Origin of the sequence: Chania multitudinisentens RB-25 (genome assembly GCF_000520015.2) — a bacterium.
Classification (GTDB): domain Bacteria; phylum Pseudomonadota; class Gammaproteobacteria; order Enterobacterales; family Enterobacteriaceae; genus Chania; species Chania multitudinisentens.
On the sequence record NZ_CP007044.2, the window covers coordinates 3,604,260 to 3,624,352 of the forward strand.

A 20,093-nucleotide genomic window follows, 5' to 3' on the forward strand; every position below is an offset into this window, starting at 1 on the left:
TATGGATAAAAATATTTTTATTGAAATTCAGAATGATGATATACCCACCGATGTGAAGAGGATTAGCCAATTTTTGTCATTATCTTTTGATGAAAATAATAATGATGAGTTGGAGAAAATAGTAAAATTTGCGTATATTTTATATATATATGGAAAATTAGAGCTCGCACTAAAGATAGTTGATGGTATATCAGAATGTGAATTTGATGGTAATTATGATTCTTGGACATGGGTAGATGCAGCATTAGTTTTAGCTATCAGAATAAGAAGGGCATTTGACCAGTTAAATGATGTTTCGATGTTGAAGAATAAGATACTATCTCCATTGAGTATCGGGAATGATATGCAAGTGAAAGTGAAGAATAGAGTATATAAAAGGTTTTTAGAGGGTGAAGCTTTATCTTTTGATAAAGTTCAGGAGGCTATGATTTCTAATAGAAAAGACGCGGAAGCAGCTAGGAGGCTGTCAAACTTCATTAAGTTGATGAAAATAAGTGAGATGGGCGGTTCGGAAATATACTCAGTAGATAAAGCTGAGTCTGAAATGAAAGATAATGAAGTAAAAATCAATATTCTATTAAAAGAAATCGATTTGGCTTCTATATTTTGATGCATGAGTAATCATTGCCTTAAATTAATTAGTTTAGGTGTGTGATTCATAGACATCGTTTCAGTTTTCTTAGCTCAAGTTCAAGTTTGTAATTCTGTTCCTGTATATGTTCTCATTGGGCTGATAGTTTGCGTGAACGGCATCAGAGTATGGCGTTTGCTCAGCAAGTTCGAAGTAGCGCTCCATCGGAGTTTTACCGTTGGGACGTTCCGAGACTGTAATTTAAATTGTGTAATTGCCTGTTTTTGATATGTTCTTCCTGACAACGGAGACAGGCAAATTATGGACGAAAAGAAACTTAAGGCACTTGCGGCCGAACTGGCTAAAGGCCTTAAAACTGAAGCTGACCTCAATGCATTTTCTCGCATGCTGACCAAGCTCACCGTCGAAACAGCGTTGAATGCTGAACTGACCGAGCACCTCGGTCATGAGAGAAATGCCCCCAAAGCAGGCTCGAATACCCGTAATGGTTACTCGTCCAAAACGCTACTCACTGATGATGGCGAGGTCGAGCTGAATACACCCCGTGACCGCGAAAACACCTTTGAGCCTCAATTAATCAAGAAAAACCAGACGCGTATCACGCAGATGGACAGCCAGATTTTATCTTTATATGCCAAAGGGATGACCACGAGGGAAATCGTCGCCACGTTCAAAGAGATGTACGATGCAGACGTGTCACCCACGCTGATATCCAAAGTCACCGACGCCGTTAAAGAGCAGGTTACCGAGTGGCAAAACCGGTCACTGGACGCACTGTATCCCATTGTTTATCTTGACTGTATCCTGGTGAAGGTGCGTCATAATGGCAGTGTCATCAACAAGGCCGTGTTCCTGGCTCTGGGGATTAATACCGAGGGTAAAAAGGCGCTGCTGGGTATGTGGCTGGCCGAGAATGAAGGGGCGAAGTTCTGGCTCAATGTGCTGACTGAGTTGAAAAATAGAGGCCTTCAAGACATCCTGATTGCCTGTATAGACGGCCTGAAGGGCTTCCCCGACGCGATAAACAGCGTCTATCCGCAAACCCACATCCAGCGGTGCATTATCCACATGGTGCGTAACAGTCTGAAGTACGTGTCGTGGAAAGACTACAAAGCGGTCACCAGCGGGTTGAAAACGGTGTACCAGGCCCCGACTGAGGAGGCAGCCCTGATGGCGTTAGATAAATTCGCGGGTGTGTGGGATGAGAAATACCCGCAAATTAGCAAAAGCTGGCGTAGTCACTGGGAAAATCTCAACACGTTCTTCGGTTATCCCGCAGATATCCGCAAGGCCATATACACGACCAATGCCATCGAATCGTTGAACAGCGTTATCCGGCAGGCGATAAAGAAACGTAAAGTGTTTCCGACAGACGACTCGGTGAGGAAGGTTATTTATCTGGCGATCGAGGCGGCGTCGAAAAAATGGAGTATGCCGATCCAGAACTGGCGGTTGGCAATGAGTCGTTTTATTATCGAGTTCGGTGACCGTCTAAACGATCACCTTTAATAGGCAGGCAGTTACACAGAATTATGGACAGGCTCGACGTTCTAGTTATAGTAATGCTGCCATTCTGCCAGTAGCGCCTTCAGGTCATCAACTGAGAGGTCCACGTAGCGTAAGATTCTGCTTTGTCTATCTTTTGAGAACGTTCAACTTTGCCATTAAGATGAGGCAAAGCGGGTTTATTTGGACGAAACTTGATGCCGTATTCTTTCAACCTTTCCTGTACTTTAACGGCAAAAAACTCTCTTCCCCGATCTGTCTGAAAGCGCTGTATTGGGAAAGGCATTTCTCCAATAACACAATCAATAAAATCCAGTGTGTTCGTAGCCGTGCAACGAGAGTACAGCCGCAGGACTCTGTAGCGAGTGCAATAGTCAACAGATGTGTACTGATATAAGTCGGGGCCAATTTTACAGGTATCCATCTGGACCCGATCACTAGGAACAGGGCGTTCGTAGCGAATGAAATCAGCTTTACGCCGGAATTTAACAACAGGTTTAACCTGATCCTAGAAAGGACTTTAGGATCGTTGCGTGTAATAACATTCTGTTTTTACTGATGTATTTATTACCCTGCCTGTTAGGAATACTGTTCTGGTTAACTCGCTTCTCTAAGGCAATGACAGCTACACAGAATCACTTCCCCGCCACCAAATCATCCAAAGCCTCACGAATACCGGTAACAGACAGCGCCCGATTATCGGCCCGGTTGCGGTCTGCCGCCGCCGGTGCTGAACTCTGGATAGCAATCAACTTCCAACCATCGGCGGTTTTCAGCAACAGCGGGGAACCACTGTCACCTGGCAAGGTGTCACATTGGTGTGACAGCACGCCTTTTTGCGGCCAACCGGTGATTTTGCAGTTTTGGTGACTATAGAGATTATCCAGATGATCCTCTGGGTATCCAGCCTGAGTAATCAGGCGCTTTGCCTTTTTCAACGCCTGGGTTAATGCCTTGCTGTTGCCTTGCCACAGCGGCAGCGCTTTAATCGGCAAAGCATTCTGGTCTTTCAGCCGAATTAGCGCAAAATCATAAGCGGCGGCGGCAGGGGGTACAATCCAGCCATCGCCATCGGGTTTGAGCTTTTCGCCTAACTTCTGGTCAACCAATGTTTCGATATTTTTCGTCTGGTATTGCCAACCGCTGGAGGTGGCAATAAAACGCAGAGAAACAGCCTTATCCAGGCTACCTGGCGGTGCCAGCACGCAATGGCCCGCAGTGAGCGCCAGATGAGGCGAAATCAACGTGGCGGTACACAGATTACCGCTGGCGGTTTCTATCTGACCAATGGCTTGCCAAGGCCAAGCGCGGGTTTCCGTAATCTTAATGCGCTGATCTTTACCAAAAAATAAACGTGTTTGTTCGGAGGAGCCGTTTGCAGAGGCCGAAAATGGAAAAACCAATGGAGCTGAGCACAATAAAAAACACAAAACGGATATACGCATAAGATTTGGCCTAGCAAATACGGATTTTCCATAAGTACGTTGAATGCTAACTATAGACTGATTTATTTGATATTTGGATGGTTATTAAATGATTTCCAATAAGTTACTAAGGTAATTATCGGGAAATTAAAGATAAAAAAAGGTGGCGATCAATCCGCAGATGATCAACGCGCCAAGCATGATCTCAAACAGGTAGCGACGCAGCATAGTGACACCCCCGATGGAAAACACCCGGCGAACCGGGTGTTGGAAAATATACCAAAGCAGGTGAGGGTGGCCTCACGTCAGGTTGCCATTAAGCCTTTTTACTGGCTTTTTTATGGTGCTTTTTAGCGGCCTGGGCTTTCTGAACCGGCGCTTTTTTGCTGCTGGCTTTATGGTGTTTCTTGGCTGATTGAGCCTTTTGTTCAGGGGCTTTCTTCATATGATGTTTTTTCATGTGAGAAGCCTTAACCGGCGCTGATTGAGTCGTGGTAGCTCCAGACGCTGCGGGGGCGACAACATCGGCAGCAAAAGCGACGGAAGACAGACCCATTGCAGCGGCAACAATCAGAGCTAGTACTTTTTTCATGGTTGATTCCTCAAATGACCGTTTGTGTTTCAACCCTATTGAGGGGCCGTTGAAAGAATCTTATGCAAAGTTTGCAAGACCTTCCGTGAGTGATTGGTTTCGGCTTGTAACCTAATGTACAGCCCTACAATTAACCGTATAAACGCTATTTTAGTTACAACATACATATGTGGATTAACCACTTCTTTTTCTGTGACTACCGTTAATCGGGTTACACAGTGCACTATGCATTGTTTAACAGGCGTGAAAAGGCACAGTGTTACCTGTGCCAGAAGGGGATTACAGGTAGCGCGTTTCCAAGTGCTGGCGGAAATAGCGTGGATTCAGCGCTTCGCCCGTGGCGTTGGCGATCAAGGTTTCAGTAGAGTAGCGGCTGCCATGTTGCCAGATGTTTTGCTGCAACCAGTGAAATAAGGCGCTTAAATCGCCTGCTGCGATATCGTCGCTTAAATTCGGGATCGCCTGGCGCACCTGCTGGAACAACTGCGCGGCATACATCGCGCCAAGAGTGTAAGTGGGGAAATAGCCAAACGCGCCGTCGGTCCAGTGAATGTCTTGCATGCACCCATTGCGATAATTCCCCACGCTGTCCAAGCCGAGGTAACTGTGCATTTTCTCGTTCCACAATGCCGGAATATCTTCCACCTCAATGTCACCCTCAACCAAGGCTTGCTCAATCTCATAACGCAGGATCACATGGGCAGGGTAGCTGACTTCATCAGCATCGACGCGGATCAGGCCAGGCCTGACGCGCTGATTCAGGCGGATGAAGTTGCTCTCTTCCAACGCCGGTTGTTCACCAAACTGAGCGATAACTAATGGGCGCAGGATTTTCATAAAATCGCTGCTGCGTGCCAGTTGCATTTCAAACAGCAAACTCTGTGACTCATGAATAGCGGTAGAACGAGCCAGAGCGACAGGCTGGCCTAGCCATTCACGCGGCAGGTTCTGTTCGTAACGGGCATGGCCGGTTTCATGCACAATACCAAGCAACGCGGTAAGAAACTCGTTCTCGTTGTAGCGAGTGGTGATACGTACATCTTGTGGAACACCGCCGCAGAAAGGATGCACACTCACGTCAACGCGCCCACCGTCAAAGTTGAAACCGAGCAGCTTCATCACGCTCAAACCGAGTTTGCGTTGTTTTTCGAGATCAAACGGGCCTTGCGGCGGCAGGCAGGGTTCTTTTTCCTGCTTGGCGACCACTTTTTGCAGTAAATCAGGCAGCCAGGTTTTCAGATCGCCAAAAATCCGGTCTAAATCACTGCTGCGCATACCGGGTTCATACAGGTTTAGCAGGGCGTCGTAACGGCGGGTTCCAGCGGCTTGAGCCCGAATTTGCGCTTCCTCACGGGTCAGTTTGACCACTTCAGACAGGTTCTCGCTAAACCCATCCCAATCGTTGGCCGGGCGTTGTGCGCGCCAGGCATGCTCACAACGAGCGCCCGCCAGTGATTTCGCTTCGATCAGCGATTCTGGCAGCAAAACCGCATTATCGTACTGGCGGCGCATTTCCAACAGGTTGGCACTTTCGATGCCATTTAAAGATTCTTGCTGTGCTTGTTCAAGCAACGTCGCCGTTTTTTGCGCCGTCAGAATCTGGTGTTTCAGCACGCTTAATTCTGCCAGCGCTTCAGAACGTGCTTTGCTTCCGTCCGGCGGCATCATGGTTTGCATATCCCAGCCACCAATCGCAGAAAGATGATCAAAACGCGCCAGGCGGCTGAATAACGTACATAACTCTTCGTAGGCGGAATGTGCAGATGTCATGATTCAACTCCATATTATGCCCCATATTTTCACCAATACAGCGTTGCAGGCTGTGCGATGAAGCGTATTGGGGGAGATCATTTCGAACCGGCCAACCTCAAACCGGTTCTGCTTTTAAATCAAAGGTTGGCTTAAGCGGCCAACAGAAACGGAAGCCGGCACCGCCCAGCGAACTGGCCTCAACATAGACATGGCCCTGGTAGGCAAGTGCTATAGAATGAACAATCGCCAACCCCAAGCCACAACCACCGGTCGCACGATCGCGGCTTGGATCAAGGCGCACAAAAGGTTCGAAAACCCGTTCACGAGCGTCTGGCGGAATACCTGGCCCATCATCTTCTACCTGTAGGCAGGCATTTTCACCATCAAACCACAGGCCGACGCGCAGGCGCTGCTTCGAGTAACGTAACGCGTTGTTGACCAGATTATCCAGCACTCGCTCCATCAGCCGTAAATCGACACCGCCAAAATCACCAGTATGTGGAATATTGAGCTCAATCTGCCGATCGGAGTGAATTAACTGCATGTCGGCCACTTTGTCCCGTAGCCAACCGGGTAAATCAATAGGTTCGATGTTTAGTGCTACCTGCGGGCGATCCAGCCGTGCATAGGTCAACAATTCGTCAATCAACGCCTCTAACTGGCTGATATCGCGGGTCAGTGCCTGTTGTTCACTTTCGGAAAGGTTATCGCTCATCGCCAAGCGATAACGCAGGCGAACCAATGGGGTACGTAACTCATGGGCGATACCGTCAATCAGCTGTTTTTTGCTGGCAATCAGCGTGTTGATGTTATCGGCCATCTGGTTGAACGCAACGCTGAGCCGGTTGAGGCTGGAGGTGGGCTCAAAATGGGTGCGTTCATCAAGATGGCCAGCACCTAAGCGTTGCGCGGCGTTTTCCAGCTTCAGCAAATCTCGCCAGTGTGGGCGCATCCACAGGAAAACCGGTAACGCCAGCGACAGGCCAATAAAGATCAACAACACCAAATCCAGTATGCGCATTTGATGCAGATAGAACAGGTAGGGGATCGGGCCAACAACTAACACATAATGGCTGCGCGGGATACGTTGCATAAAGGTATATCGATCGTCCAGGGCAATGATTTCCCCCTGGTGCAAACGTTGGGTAAGTTCAGCGCTCAGATTCTGTTTGCCGAGTGGCTCGATGTGTAGCTTGAACGACAGGTTTAAATCCAACGTAGCGATGGTTTTATTCCAATCCTTAAACGGAATTTCCCGCAGTTCACTGCGCATCAGATACAGCGAGCTTTTCATCAGGTCATCCATTGACTGGCGGCCCGCCCGTTCAGCGGTGAATTTGTATACCAGACCAACCAGCATCGCCATCACCAGAAAACAGACAAATAGCAGCAGGAAGAATTGAATAAAAAGTTTTCTCATTGCTGTATCGAGTCCCAGGCATTGGGGGCGAACAGATAACCTTTGTTGCGCACGGTCTTGATGCGGAACGGCTCCAGCGCATTGTCATACAGCTTGCGGCGCAGACGCGAGATTGCCACGTCAATGCTGCGATCCATACCGTCATAGCTGACACCACGCAGATTTTTCAACAAGGCTTCGCGGTCCATAATCTGCCCGGCGTGCGTTGCCAACTCCCACAGCAGATCGAAATCCGCAGTGGAAAGGGTGATCGCTTCTTCACCCAACGTCACCTGACGGTTAACCGGGTCGATACACAGTAAGCTGAAATGCAATGCATTATGCTGGGTGATCGCTTGCAACGGCTCTTCTTTCGGCTGGCTGCCGTGTTGGCGCAGGTGCAAACGCAGGCGGGCTAACAGGACTGCTGGCGGTGTGGTTTTCAGGATGTAGTCATGGGCCCCCATTTCCAGCGACAAAATATGGTTCATATCGCTGTCGAGCGAGGTGAGCAAGACAATCGGCCCAGGATAAACCGGGCGCAGATCGCGACACAACGTCATACCGTCTTTACCGGGCAACATGATATCCAATAGCACCAGATCCGGCTGTTCCCGTTCAATACAAGCCTGTGCCGTATCGCCACGTGGTTCGATGATGACGTCAATGTCGTGTTTGCCCAGATAGGCGGCAATCAATTTGCCGACTTCTGGATCGTCTTCTACAAAAACAATTTTAGGCATTTTGAGTGGTTTTATAAGAAAAACGGTATTCAGCATAGCGTGCGATCCCGCGTTACGCCATGCTAACAGATCTCAAACTTGCTCTCAGGGAACCGACCTGGCTCAGCGCAATGGCCGCCCGCCATCAACGGTGTGGGTGCGCCCGGTAACGTAACGGCTGTTCATCAGGTAATCCACCAGATTGACGACCTCACTTTCCCCTGGGGCGATCTTCATCAGTGATTTTTCCAATGCTTGCCGGCGGTACTCATCATCATCACTGGGATTAAACATAATGAGTGCCGGAGCGATGGCATTCACTTTAACTTCGGGTGCCAATTTGCGTGCAAAAGAACGCGTCATATTGTCCAGCGCCGCTTTACTGGCCGCGTAGGCAATGTGTTTATCACTGCCTTTTTCTACCACATAATCGGTCAGATGGATAATATCAGCGCCAGCTTGCCCTTGGCCACGCAGGCAAGGTTCCAGCAGTTGATTTAATAGGTAAGGGGTATAAACATGGATTTGTAACATGGATGCCATCACCTGTTCCGATGGGATGGCAGCAGATTCTGCCAGCCAGGCGCTGGCATTGTGGATCACCGCCCGCAGTTTTGGAGCTTCCTGTATCACCTGGTTGGCAAAACGGTAAATACCCGCATGTTCCGAAAAATCACCTTGCAGGCAAATTGCTCCTTGTTCTTTCAATTCAGCCAATGCCGGGTAGTCACTGCGATAAGCGATAATGACCGGAATGTCACGCAGTAGAAATGATTTGGCCAGTGCCAGCCCAATGCGGCGGGCTCCACCGGTAATCAGCACCGGGGCTGAGTTGTGAGGTTCCATTAAGTAAGGCTCCTGGGCAAACGGCTGAATAATTTAAAAGCTCGCTTATTATTATACGGTATAACGACATTAAAGCTCCTCCTTCGATTACCCATTTCATCGATATTACCCTGCGCCTAGGCGTAAAAAAGGGCAGCTTAATAGCTGCCCGATAATCATCTATAACTTACTAATTATTTGAACAAATCGGCGCTAACAGTCAAATTACCACCGCTCTTATTCTGCCATTGGCGGGTGAGGTGATAATACTTGGCACCTTTATTTGCAGCCCGTTTTGCGGTTTCAGTGGAAACGTCAGTCATGCTGCTGAAATGGCCAGTAAAGGTGATCGAATCAAACGGCACCATTTGCGCAGCGGTGGCATTGTTCAGTTCCTGAATCTTGGTGCCATCCGGCAGTGTGACGGTGTAACGTTCGCCAGTAGAAGATTGCGTTTCGAAGAAACGGCCAACTTCACGGCTTGGTGAAGCAGAAGAGGCGACACCAGGGATTTCCACTTTGGCGGCTTCTGCACCACCTGCTGCCAGTGCGACGCGGCCGGCATCAGAATCGGCCGGGATAGCATCAGGGCTCTGAACGAGGCGCTTAGGTGCATCCGCTTTATAAATAAATGCGGTGATAAATTGGTTACCACCCTGATTGGCATCAACCTGACGCACGATAAAGAACGAAGCAGCGCCTTTCTTTTGCGCTTCTTTGGAGATAGCGTCGTTAATATCTGGCTGGCTGCGGAAGAAACCGCTAACGCTGACGGTATCATAAGGTTCAAGCAGGTAGGCTTCGTCTTTCGGCAGTTCATTCACGCCGTTGAAAACGCGATAGTTTGCTTCTTTACTGACTTCGGGGGCGTCTTTGTGAAAGAGATCAGCGGTGATACGCCAGTTGCCGCCATTGTTATTATCGCTAATGTTCTGGATATAAAAGGCATCGGCACCCAGTCTGTCTGCACGGCGTGATACGGCATCAGCAGCTTCATTGATGGCGTTAAAACGGCCGGTGATGGTGATGCGATCAAACGGCTTGATCGCCGCTGCTTTTTCAGGAGTTAACTCTTGCGCGGCATGTACAGACAGCGCGGTGAGTGATAACAAGGCTGATGCGATGATCGTGGTCTTCAGCTTCATAAAAAATCCTTTCCGCATTAACGTTTATAACGTGCTGAACAGTGCTCAGTATTATTCAGCCGCAGATTATGACATGCCATCTTGGCAAATGTCTCCGCATTTTATGTCATGGCAGGAGACAACCAGGTATCAAGGGCATTTCAGATTACGTAGTTCATTCAGTATAAGTTTCAATAATGAAACGCTTCACCAATTAATGTTAATTATTCACAATTTAATAACTTTTATGCTCCATAGGCTCGGCTGGCTAGAGATGCCGCTGAGTCCTTTGTCTACAAGGGGGCGATGAAAAGGACTATTGTGGCATCTTTTTCACACAAATTTGCGATTCGTCATAGCCCTAAGTGAATTTTTATGTAAAAACTGACCGGTAAACGTAAGCAATTATGGATCATCGATCACATTTTCAGTAGGTTATAGATGGCCTTGCAAACGAGCCGAGAGAAAGCTTTGTTTGGCCGATGCTATTGCTCTATGGGCAGAAAGATAATAAACATCATCAAAGACAGGTGAGAAGGGAACATTATGCGTATTGGTGTACCAAGAGAACGGTTGGCCAATGAAGCCCGTGTTGCAGCAACGCCGAAAACGGTGGAACAACTGCTGAAACTGGGCTTTACCGTCGCGATTGAAAGCGAAGCGGGTAAATTGGCAAGCTTTGAGGATGTCGCTTATGAAGCAGCAGGAGCGACAATTACCGATACCACGGATGTGTGGCAGTCGGATCTGATTCTGAAAGTTAACGCGCCACAAGAGGATGAAATTGCGTTAATGCGTGAAGGAAGTACGTTGGTCAGCTTTATCTGGCCAGCGCAGAACCCAGAATTGATGGCAAAACTTGCGGCACGTAATGTCACGGCTATGGCCATGGATTCTGTGCCACGTATTTCACGGGCGCAATCGCTGGATGCGCTGAGTTCGATGGCTAACATTGCAGGCTATCGCGCTATTGTTGAAGCTGCGCATGAGTTTGGGCGTTTCTTCACCGGCCAGATCACCGCCGCAGGCAAGGTTCCACCGGCAAAAGTGATGATTATCGGGGCTGGCGTGGCCGGGTTGGCGGCCATTGGTGCTGCGGGTAGCATGGGCGCCATCGTGCGGGCTTTCGATACTCGCCCAGAAGTGAAAGAGCAAGTGCAGAGTATGGGCGCAGAATTCCTTGAGTTGGACTTTGAGGAAGAAGCGGGCAGCGGTGATGGCTATGCCAAGGTGATGTCCGAAGCCTTCATCAAGGCCGAAATGGCCTTGTTTGCTGCCCAAGCGGAAGAAGTAGACATCATCGTCACTACCGCGCTGATCCCAGGGAAACCGGCACCAAAGCTGATCACCAAAGAGATGGTGGCAGCCATGAAGCCGGGCAGTGTGATTGTCGATCTGGCGGCGCAAACCGGCGGTAACTGCGAGCTGACCGTGGCCGATCAAGTGACGATGACTGACAACGGCGTGAAAATTATCGGTTACACCGATCTGCCCAGCCGTTTGCCAACGCAGTCCTCACAGCTTTACGGTACTAACCTGGTTAACTTGCTGAAGCTGTTGGCGAAAGAGAAGAACGGCGAAATCGATATCGATTTCGAAGACACGGTGATCCGCGGCGTGACCGTGGTGCGTGATGGTGAAGTGACCTGGCCTGCACCACCAATCCAGGTTTCTGCTCAACCTAAACAGGCTCAGGCGGCGGCTCCATTGGCGCCAATAGAGAAAAAACCAACCTCGCCTTGGGTGAAATACGGCCTGATCGCACTGGCGATTGTGCTGTTTGGCTGGTTCGCCAACTCGGCACCGCAAGAGTTCCTGTCGCACTTTACCGTGTTTGCGCTGGCCTGCGTGGTGGGTTACTACGTGGTCTGGAACGTCAGCCATGCGTTGCATACTCCGTTGATGTCGGTCACTAACGCGATCTCAGGGATCATCGTGGTCGGTGCGTTATTGCAGATCGATCATGGTGGTTGGGTGAGTTTCCTCTCCTTTATCGCCGTGCTGATTGCCAGCATCAACATTTTTGGTGGATTCACCGTCACTCAGCGCATGCTGAAGATGTTCCGCAAAAACTAAGGGGTAGCAAATGTCTGGTGGATTAGTTACAGCTGCATACATTGTTGCCGCTATTTTGTTTATTTTCAGTCTGGCTGGTCTTTCACGCCATGAAACCTCAAAGCAGGGTAACCTGTTTGGCGTTGCCGGGATGGCTATCGCCTTAATCGCGACCATCCTTGGGCCGCACTCCGGCAGCGTGGGTTGGATCATTATCGCGATGATCATTGGTGGTTCGATCGGTATCTATCTGGCCAAAAAGGTCGAAATGACCGAAATGCCAGAATTGGTGGCGGTGCTGCACAGCTTTGTGGGCCTGGCGGCGGTTTTGGTGGGTTTCAATAGCTATCTGGATCACGGTGTGGCAATGGAACCGGTGATGGAAAATATCCATCTTACCGAAGTGTTCCTCGGCATCTTCATCGGTGCGGTTACCTTTACCGGTTCTATCGTGGCATTCGGCAAGCTACGCGGCATTATCTCTTCCAAACCGCTGATGTTGCCGCATCGTCACAAGCTGAATCTGGCTGCCATGGTCGTTTCCTTCCTGCTGATGCTGCTGTTTGTTTGCACCAACAGCGTGGGCTGGGAAGTCTTTGCCTTGCTGATCATGACGATTATTGCTCTGGCCTTCGGTTGGCACTTGGTGGCTTCGATTGGCGGTGCTGATATGCCGGTGGTGGTATCAATGCTGAACTCCTATTCTGGATGGGCAGCGGCGGCGGCAGGCTTCATGTTAAGCAACGACCTGCTGATTGTAACTGGGGCGCTGGTCGGTTCTTCCGGTGCGATCCTGTCTTACATCATGTGTAAAGCGATGAACCGTTCGTTTATCAGCGTGATTGCCGGTGGTTTTGGTACCGATGGTTCATCTACCGGTAATGCTGAAGAAATGGGCGAATACCGTGAAACCACAGCGGAAGAAGTGGCTGAACAGTTGAAGAATTCAACGTCAGTGATCATCACCCCAGGCTATGGTATGGCGGTGGCGCAAGCGCAGTACCCGGTGGCGGAAATCACCGATAAATTGCGCGCACGCGGTATCAAGGTGCGTTTTGGTATCCACCCGGTGGCGGGCCGCTTACCGGGCCATATGAACGTGCTGCTGGCTGAAGCCAAGGTGCCGTATGATGTGGTGCTGGAGATGGACGAAATCAACGAAGATTTCCCCGATACCGATACCGTGCTGGTGATCGGCGCTAACGATACGGTGAACCCGGCAGCCTTGGAAGATCCACGCAGCCCGATCGCCGGTATGCCCGTGCTGGAAGTGTGGAAGGCGCAAAACGTTATTGGGTTCAAACGCTCCATGAATACCGGCTACGCCGGTGTGCAGAACCCACTGTTCTTCAAAGAGAACACCCAAATGCTGTTTGGTGACGCCAAAGACAGCGTGGAAGCGATCCTGCGCGCCTTGTAATCTGGATGCATAAACAAACACGGGTTTTGCTAGCCCGTGTTTTTTTTCGCCGCAATAACGCTAAATTCTTGTCAGAAGCTCAGATAATTGTGCTTAATTTAACGTAATTAGCACATACTTTGTGCGATTCAACACATCAGATCACCTTAAGGGGGCGCAATAAGGTATCTTATGTATCCGACGTATTTGGAGCTACAGCCTCAGGTAATGAGGTTATGACCCCGATTTCATCCATTTAACGGATCCTAGACTCACTATGATTATCAAACCTAAGGTTCGCGGTTTCATCTGTACCACCACTCATCCAGCTGGTTGCGAAGCCAATGTTCGCCGTCAAATTGCCTACACCAAGGCGCAGGGAACCATTGCCAATGGCCCTAAGCGAGTGTTGGTGATTGGTGCTTCCACCGGCTATGGTCTTGCTTCCCGGATTGCGGCGGCATTTGGCAGCGGAGCAGCCACTATCGGCGTATTCTTTGAAAAAGCGGGCACAGAGAGCAAACCGGCAACGGCTGGCTGGTACAATTCAGCCGCTTTCGACAAAGCAGCCAAAGAAGAAGGTTTATACGCCAAGAGTATCAATGGCGATGCCTTCTCTAACGAATGCCGCGCCAAGGTAATTGAGTTGATCAAAGCCGATCTGGGCCAGATCGATCTGGTGGTGTATTCACTGGCTTCGCCGGTACGCAAGATGCCGGAAACCGGTGAAGTTATCCGCTCGGCGCTGAAACCTATCGGTGAGGTGTATACCACCACGGCAATCGATACCAACAAAGATCAGATTATCACTGCCACCGTTGAACCTGCGACGGAAGAAGAGATCCAAAACACCATCACCGTAATGGGTGGGCAAGATTGGGAACTGTGGATGTCTGCGCTGGAAGAGGCCGGGGTTCTGGCTGATGGGGCTAAATCTGTGGCTTACTCCTACATTGGCACCAACCTGACCTGGCCAATCTATTGGCATGGAACGCTGGGCCGCGCTAAAGAAGATTTAGACCGCGCCGCCACCGCTATTCGTGGCAGTTTGGCCGCCAAGGGGGGGACGGCTCATGTGGCGGTGTTGAAATCGGTTGTAACCCAGGCGTCTTCTGCGATTCCGGTGATGCCGCTGTATATCTCCATGGCTTTCAAAATCATGAAAGAGAAGGGGATTCACGAAGGCTGCATGGAGCAGGTTTATCGCTTGATGCGCACTCGTCTGTACAGCGATCTGGTGCTGGACGATCATGCGCGTATCCGTATGGACGATTGGGAACTGCGTGACGATGTGCAGCAAGCCTGCCGCGATCTATGGCCGCTAATCACCTCGGAAAATCTGAGCGAACTGACCGATTACGCCGGCTACAAGCAGGAATTCCTGCGCCTGTTCGGTTTTGGTTTGGAAGAAGTGGATTACGATGCAGACGTGAACCCGGATGTGCGTTTCGACGTGATTGAACTGTAATTTCTTCACCCGCATAGCAAACAGGGCCATTTCGGCCCTGTTTTTTCTTTCAAACCTGCTCCAGGTTAATCTTCGTCGTCATGCTCGTCGTCTTCATCTACCTCGATCGGGCAGTTAAAGTCATCGGGCTTGAGTACTAACAAATCACATTTTAGATGATCGATCACATGTTCTGCGGTATTACCGATAAAAGCGGCAGAAATCCCGGTACGGCCAAGCGTACCCAATACCACCACACCGGCTTGCAGATGCTCGGCTAAATCCGGGATCACTTCTTCCGGCAAGCCTTTCTCAACGTGCGTGAACTCTTCATTAATGTGGAATTTCTGCCTTAACGCCTTCATAGCGATCAGATGTTGCCCACGGATGGCGTCGTTATACACGCTGGGGTCAAAATCAGGCAGTTCAATGGCGATATTAATCGGTGTTACCGGGTAGGCACCCACCAGGTGAACTTCGGTTTGGTTGACGTTTTGTGCTAGCTCGAGGGTTTCTTTCACTAGGCGGACATTCAGCGGATCGTGATAGGGTTCCTCACTGGAAAGGTTAACCGCAACCAAGGCTTTACCGCCTTCCGGCCAAGGCTGTTCTTTTACCATCCAAACTGGGCAAGGGCACTTACGCAGCAGGTGCCAATCGGTCGGGGTAAAGATCAACGATTCTAACCGATCATGCTGATGTGCCATTTTCAGCAGCAAATCATGATCACTACTCAAAACTTCCTGAATAATCGCCTCGTAGGGACGATTGTGCCACACCACCTTGATTTCAATGGGGACACCATCTTCAAGATAAAAACGGCATTGCTCATTAATCCATGCTGCGCGTTGGTTGATTACGCCTTGCCGCATCGCTGTCCGTTCATCGGGCGAAAGCAAGGTGGTCATTTCGTAAGAGAAGTCATAAATAGGGAGGAAGGCTTTAATACGCCCGCCATTTCGTCTAACCAGATACACTGCCCGGCGAAGCGCCGGTTGATCGTCCTGATTGGGGTCAATAGCCACCAGAAGATTCTGATACTTCGCCATAGGGTCTCCTTAATAGCTGCGGATCAACAGCCCGTTCACTTACAGAGTAACCCAACATTGAAAAACAGGACAGTGGCAGAGCGCGCAGGGGCAATAATTTCAGTAAATATTGGCCCTGCGGCAATCAAGCACTGACAGACACATTAATACGCTGCGTACCCGCCAGTTGTGACAGTGCATCGACGTTTTCGATGGTGATGTATTTGCCTTTCACGCTGAGAATGGCGCTTTTCTGGAAGCGGCCCAACAACCGGCTGATGGTTTCAACCGTTAGGCCAAGATAGTTACCAATGTCGCCACGGGTCATGGTCAAACGAAATTCACGCGGTGAGAAGCCCCGTTCAGCAAAGCGGCGCGACAGGTTATAGACAAAAGCGGCCAGACGTTCTTCTGCATTTTTCTTTGACAATAACAGGATCATATCCTGATCGCCTTTGATTTCGCCGCTCATCAAACGCATAATTTGTTGCCGCAGGTTTGGCATTTTACCGGAGAGATCGTCCAGCGTTTCAAAGGGGATCTCACATACCATGGAGGTTTCCAGCGACTGGGCGAAACTCGGGTGTTTCAGGCTGACAATGGCATCAAAGCCCACCAAATCACCCGCTAGATGGAAACCAGTAATCTGCTCATCACCCTGTTCGGTGATGGTGTAGCTTTTGATGGTTCCTGAACGGATCGCGTAAAGGGATTTCAATTCATCACCGGCTTTAAACAGCGTCTGGCCTTTTTGGATCGGCTTTTTCCTCTCAATAATGTTATCGAGCTGGTCTAACTCGTGTGCATTCAAGGTAAAAGGGATACACAACTGGCTGATGCTACAGTCCTGACAATGGATCGCACAACCTCCAGACTGTATACGGCGAATTACGCGTTTTTCCGGGATCATAGATTACGCTCATGCAATAATTGATATGCGTCAATTTTAACATCTTTTCTGGCAACTGATAAGGGCATCAATAACAAGATTGAGGATGTCATGGGTGTTTTTTAATCATGGGGTTCACTCGCTATTCGATATAATACTGAAATTTCTTGTATTATTGCTAAATTATGAATAGAGCGGTTTTTTCTGCCGGTGGATAAATAATAAAGTCGTTTATATACGTTATTGAGATGTCCCCGTCGCATTTATGGTGGAAATGTCAATAAAGTAACGAAAATGATAATTTAGATGTTGGATAGATTAATTCCTTAACACTAAGCTGTGCAATTGTTTAGCATATTTGCAACCTGTAGTATTGGCAATTAATGTCTGTACCGTAGAGGGAAGATGCAAGAGATTATTATATCATTCGGAAAATTCTTGTTTTTTTTCTGTGTTCCAGTGAGAGCTATCGGCTAAAAGCCATAAAGTAAAGCCAGCCTGATTTAGTTCTCAGGCTGGCTTTACCATTACTGCACCGTATTTTTAGTTAACAATTCATTAGCCAATTTATAGTGTGGCGCAGTGCTATGCCCTGGCTGATCAACTTTAACCACCAGCGTCAATACCGCAGCCACCAGATACAAACCAGTATACGCCCAGACTACCCCAACAATATCGAAGAACGGTAAAATCATGGAGGCAATAGCCGGAGCGGCAAAATTACTCAATCCGGCAGCGAGATTATAGATAGAAATAGCCGCACCTTTATGGTTCGGTTCCAATACCGGGAATACCGCCGTCATTGGCACAAAAGCCGCTACGGTGATCCCCAGCATTACAGCAGGGATGAGCGCCAGCCAGAAGTTGTGGCCGAAATAGACTGGCAGGTAATAGAACGCCAGGCTGGAAATAGCACAACCAATGCAGCCAAACCAGCGAACCTGCCGCATCCAGCCGATTTTTTCCCCCAGAATGCCCCACATGATGTTGGTAAAAATGGTTACGAAGAAAAATACCGCCCAGATTTGCAGCCATTCGGACATGCTGAACCCCAAACGGCCAACAAACAACATAGGCATGATTACCGCAAAGCCAAACAGTGACAGCGTATTAATAATGCGAATCAGGCAGGCGAGGAAAATATTGCGGTTGGTGAACAAAATGGTCACCGCGCGGGAAAGTTCTTTCAGTTTCTCTTTAGGGGGTAAATCGGCTTTGCTGCTGGCTTGGCCCACATTACGCAGCAAGACTAATGCCATCAGCCCCCCAGCGGCGACCCAAACGATGGCAAACCACAGCGTACCGGTTTCCCCTATCAGCGGGATGGTGAAACTGGGCAGATAACTGCCCACACAACCGATGCCGATAGAATACATAGCCCAGAACCACCCCATAGCCGAAGAGAGTTGCTGTTTCGGCACGTTCTGCACGACCAGCATGACAAAGGAATAGATGAACAACGGATAGGCCAGGCCGCGAATACCGTAGAACAACAGCATCAACGGATAATTTTTCATCCCCAGGCCGAACAGCATAAACAGCGCGTGCATAACCACCCACAGGATAAAACCGATACGCATGGCTTTCTGCGGCGTGATGATTTCTGCCACAACCCCGGAACTCCAGGCAGCCAGTGCGGCTGCCAGGCCATACACCGTAAACACCAGCGCAGACTGCGCCGGTGTGAATCCCATATCGGTGATGTGTTTTGATAGAAAGGCCATCTCAAAACCATCGCCACTCATGAAAACGGCAATGGCGATATAGCCCCAGAACAGATTCATGGGGAGCCCGAACCAATGTTTGTGTTGTTGCATAGCAAACTCCAGCGTAGGTGTAAGGGAACCGATTTTTTATTATTGATTGCGCCGATTTATGCCCGACGTAGTGCTAATTGTTGTTGATACAGTTGCCGATAAACGGCCAGCCGCTCGGCAAGCAGCGGTTGGCGCTCACCGTTTGGCAGGAAGCTGCGCTCAATAGCGGGTTTGTGGCAAACCTGTGCCACTGTGCCCCCGGCGGCCAGCCAGCCTAGGCGGGCTGCACCTAGTGCACCACCGGCTTCGCCACCTTGATGGGTAATCACTGGCAGATCGAGCACATCGGCCATCAACTGTGCCCAATGTTCGCTGCGAGCGCCGCCGCCAATCAGCGAACATTGTTCCAGCCGGGTTCCAGCCTGTGAGAGCACATCCAGCCCGTCAGCTACGCCAAACGCAACGCCTTCCAGTACGGCATAACCCAGCGCGGCTCGTTGATGGGCATGGGTCAGGCCGTGGAAAGCCCCATGCGCCAAAGGATCGTTATGCGGAGTACGTTCACCGGAAAGGTAAGGTAGGAACACCGGAGCCCGCCGTTGTTCGGCCTGATTCATCTGGGCGATCTCAGCCAGCAGGGTGGTTTCGTTGCTGCCCACTAATTGGCAGAACCAGCGCAATGCACTGGCAGCGGTGAGCATGACGCTCATTTGGTGCCAGCGAGCGGGCAACGCATGGCAGAAGGCATGAACGGCGGATTGAGGATTTGGGCGGAAACGATCGTTAACCGCAAACAATACGCCAGAAGTTCCCAAAGAGATAAAGGCATCACCGGGATTGACCGCGCCGATCCCCACCGCACTGGCGGCATTATCTCCACCACCACCAGCAATGGTGACATTGTCACTTAACCCCCAAGCACGGGCGATATCCCCCTTCAGTTGACCGGAAATATCACTGCCTTCAACCAGGTGTGGCATGTGATCGCGGCTCAAACCACAGGCAGCGAGCAGGCTATCCGACCAGTCTCGTTTGGCGACGTCAAGCCACAAAGTACCGGCGGCGTCCGACATATCAGATACCTTGTCACCGCTCATCATCCAGCGTAGGAAATCTTTCGGCAGCAGCACGGTGGCAATCTGCGCGAAAATTTCTGGCTCATAGCGTGCTACCCACAACAGTTTTGGCGCGGTGAAACCAGGCATAGCCAGATTACCGGCGATTTGATGCAGCTCTGGCGCACTTTGTGTCAATTGTTGACACTGTTCGCCGCTGCGAGTGTCATTCCATAAAATGGCTGGGCGCAATACCTGATTATCACGGTTGAGCAGTACCGCACCGTGCATCTGGCCAGACAGGCCCAGTGAGCAGATATGTGGCCACTGCTGCGGTATTTTATTGCGCAGACGAGCAATTACTGCCTGTGTAGCCCGCCACCAGTCGGCGGGGTCTTGTTCTGCCCAGTGGGGATGCGGGCGCTGTACTTCAAGAGATTCACCTGCGCTGGCCAGCACTGTGCCACTGCCATCGATTACCACGGCTTTGATTTCTGAAGTGCCTAAATCGATTCCTAAATACATGA

General features: G+C 49.9%; 17 protein-coding genes and 2 pseudogenes. 5 read left to right on the plus strand and 14 right to left on the minus strand.

The genetic code is table 11. The annotated features are described in order from the left end of the window. The first annotated feature begins 1 nt into the window (after position 1). The gene (locus Z042_RS15725; protein ID WP_024910731.1) at positions 2 to 610 is read left to right on the plus strand and encodes a DUF6707 family protein; all 609 of its coding nucleotides are present in this window, start codon (positions 2 to 4) and stop codon (positions 608 to 610) included. Positions 611 to 656: 46 nt separating this feature from the next. On the opposite strand, the pseudogene Z042_RS26070 reads toward Z042_RS15725, so the two are convergent. Then, positions 657 to 820 (minus strand): annotated as a pseudogene (locus Z042_RS26070) (IS481 family transposase); the annotation flags it as partial. 72 nt (positions 821 to 892) lie between these two features. Between Z042_RS26070 and Z042_RS15730 the strand changes: the two are divergent. Further along, positions 893 to 2,101, plus strand: a complete 1,209-nt coding sequence (locus tag Z042_RS15730; RefSeq protein WP_024910730.1) for an IS256 family transposase — start codon at positions 893 to 895, stop codon at positions 2,099 to 2,101. Between the two features lie 44 nt (positions 2,102 to 2,145). Here Z042_RS15730 and Z042_RS15735 read toward each other — a convergent pair. From Z042_RS15735 to ydgH, 9 genes and pseudogenes are all read right to left on the minus strand, one after another. Next, positions 2,146 to 2,600, minus strand: a pseudogene (locus Z042_RS15735) (DDE-type integrase/transposase/recombinase); the annotation flags it as partial. Positions 2,601 to 2,733: 133 nt separating this feature from the next. Continuing rightward, positions 2,734 to 3,543 (minus strand): trypsin-like serine peptidase, encoded by an 810-nt coding sequence (locus Z042_RS15740; protein ID WP_024910729.1) that lies wholly within the window; start codon positions 3,541 to 3,543, stop codon positions 2,734 to 2,736. 126 nt (positions 3,544 to 3,669) lie between these two features. Then, on the minus strand, positions 3,670 to 3,750 hold the full coding sequence (ydgU, locus tag Z042_RS26960; RefSeq protein ID WP_470255775.1) for a small membrane protein YdgU: 81 nt from the start codon (positions 3,748 to 3,750) through the stop codon (positions 3,670 to 3,672). Positions 3,751 to 3,838: 88 nt separating this feature from the next. After that, positions 3,839 to 4,114 carry an acid resistance repetitive basic protein Asr gene (asr, locus tag Z042_RS15745; protein ID WP_024910728.1) on the minus strand — a complete coding sequence of 92 codons (276 nt, stop codon included), beginning with the start codon at positions 4,112 to 4,114 and terminating at the stop codon, positions 3,839 to 3,841. A 279-nt stretch (positions 4,115 to 4,393) separates the two neighbouring features. Next, entirely contained in the window at positions 4,394 to 5,884 is a 1,491-nt protein-coding gene (locus Z042_RS15750; protein ID WP_024910727.1) for a carboxypeptidase M32, read from the minus strand. Positions 5,885 to 5,981: 97 nt separating this feature from the next. Next, positions 5,982 to 7,286, minus strand: coding sequence for a two-component system sensor histidine kinase RstB (rstB, locus tag Z042_RS15755; RefSeq protein WP_024910726.1), 1,305 nt, complete (start codon positions 7,284 to 7,286; stop codon positions 5,982 to 5,984). Beyond that, the gene (rstA, locus tag Z042_RS15760; protein ID WP_024910725.1) at positions 7,283 to 8,008 is read right to left on the minus strand and encodes a two-component system response regulator RstA; all 726 of its coding nucleotides are present in this window, start codon (positions 8,006 to 8,008) and stop codon (positions 7,283 to 7,285) included. Before rstA ends, rstB begins: the two co-directional genes overlap by 4 nt. 102 nt (positions 8,009 to 8,110) lie before the next feature. Continuing rightward, positions 8,111 to 8,833: a dihydromonapterin reductase gene (folM, locus tag Z042_RS15765; RefSeq protein ID WP_024910724.1), complete on the minus strand. Its 723-nt coding sequence runs from the start codon at positions 8,831 to 8,833 to the stop codon at positions 8,111 to 8,113. Positions 8,834 to 9,006: 173 nt separating this feature from the next. Then, the gene (gene ydgH / locus Z042_RS15770; RefSeq protein ID WP_024910723.1) at positions 9,007 to 9,957 is read right to left on the minus strand and encodes a DUF1471 family protein YdgH; all 951 of its coding nucleotides are present in this window, start codon (positions 9,955 to 9,957) and stop codon (positions 9,007 to 9,009) included. Positions 9,958 to 10,482: 525 nt separating this feature from the next. Between ydgH and pntA the strand changes: the two genes are divergently transcribed. From pntA to fabV, 3 genes are all read left to right on the plus strand, one after another. Continuing rightward, on the plus strand, positions 10,483 to 12,012 hold the full coding sequence (pntA, locus tag Z042_RS15775) for a Re/Si-specific NAD(P)(+) transhydrogenase subunit alpha (protein WP_024910722.1): 1,530 nt from the start codon (positions 10,483 to 10,485) through the stop codon (positions 12,010 to 12,012). Between the two features lie 10 nt (positions 12,013 to 12,022). Continuing rightward, complete coding sequence (gene pntB / locus Z042_RS15780) at positions 12,023 to 13,411, plus strand: Re/Si-specific NAD(P)(+) transhydrogenase subunit beta (protein WP_024910721.1); 1,389 nt, start codon at positions 12,023 to 12,025, stop codon at positions 13,409 to 13,411. Between the two features lie 256 nt (positions 13,412 to 13,667). Further along, a complete protein-coding gene (fabV, locus tag Z042_RS15785; protein ID WP_024910720.1) occupies positions 13,668 to 14,858 on the plus strand; it encodes an enoyl-ACP reductase FabV in 1,191 nt (396 codons plus the stop codon). Positions 14,859 to 14,923: 65 nt separating this feature from the next. Here the strand turns inward: fabV and uspE are convergent, their stop codons facing one another. From uspE to xylB, 4 genes are all read right to left on the minus strand, one after another. Beyond that, complete coding sequence (gene uspE, locus Z042_RS15790; RefSeq protein ID WP_024910719.1) at positions 14,924 to 15,886, minus strand: universal stress protein UspE; 963 nt, start codon at positions 15,884 to 15,886, stop codon at positions 14,924 to 14,926. 124 nt (positions 15,887 to 16,010) lie between these two features. Continuing rightward, entirely contained in the window at positions 16,011 to 16,775 is a 765-nt protein-coding gene (locus tag Z042_RS15795) for an FNR family transcription factor (protein WP_024910718.1), read from the minus strand. A 506-nt stretch (positions 16,776 to 17,281) separates the two neighbouring features. Continuing rightward, positions 17,282 to 18,571, minus strand: a complete 1,290-nt coding sequence (locus Z042_RS15800) for an MFS transporter (RefSeq protein ID WP_024910717.1) — start codon at positions 18,569 to 18,571, stop codon at positions 17,282 to 17,284. A gap of 56 nt (positions 18,572 to 18,627) precedes the next feature. Next, positions 18,628 to 20,091 carry a xylulokinase gene (xylB, locus tag Z042_RS15805; RefSeq protein WP_024910716.1) on the minus strand — a complete coding sequence of 488 codons (1,464 nt, stop codon included), beginning with the start codon at positions 20,089 to 20,091 and terminating at the stop codon, positions 18,628 to 18,630. Positions 20,092 to 20,093 lie beyond the last annotated feature (2 nt).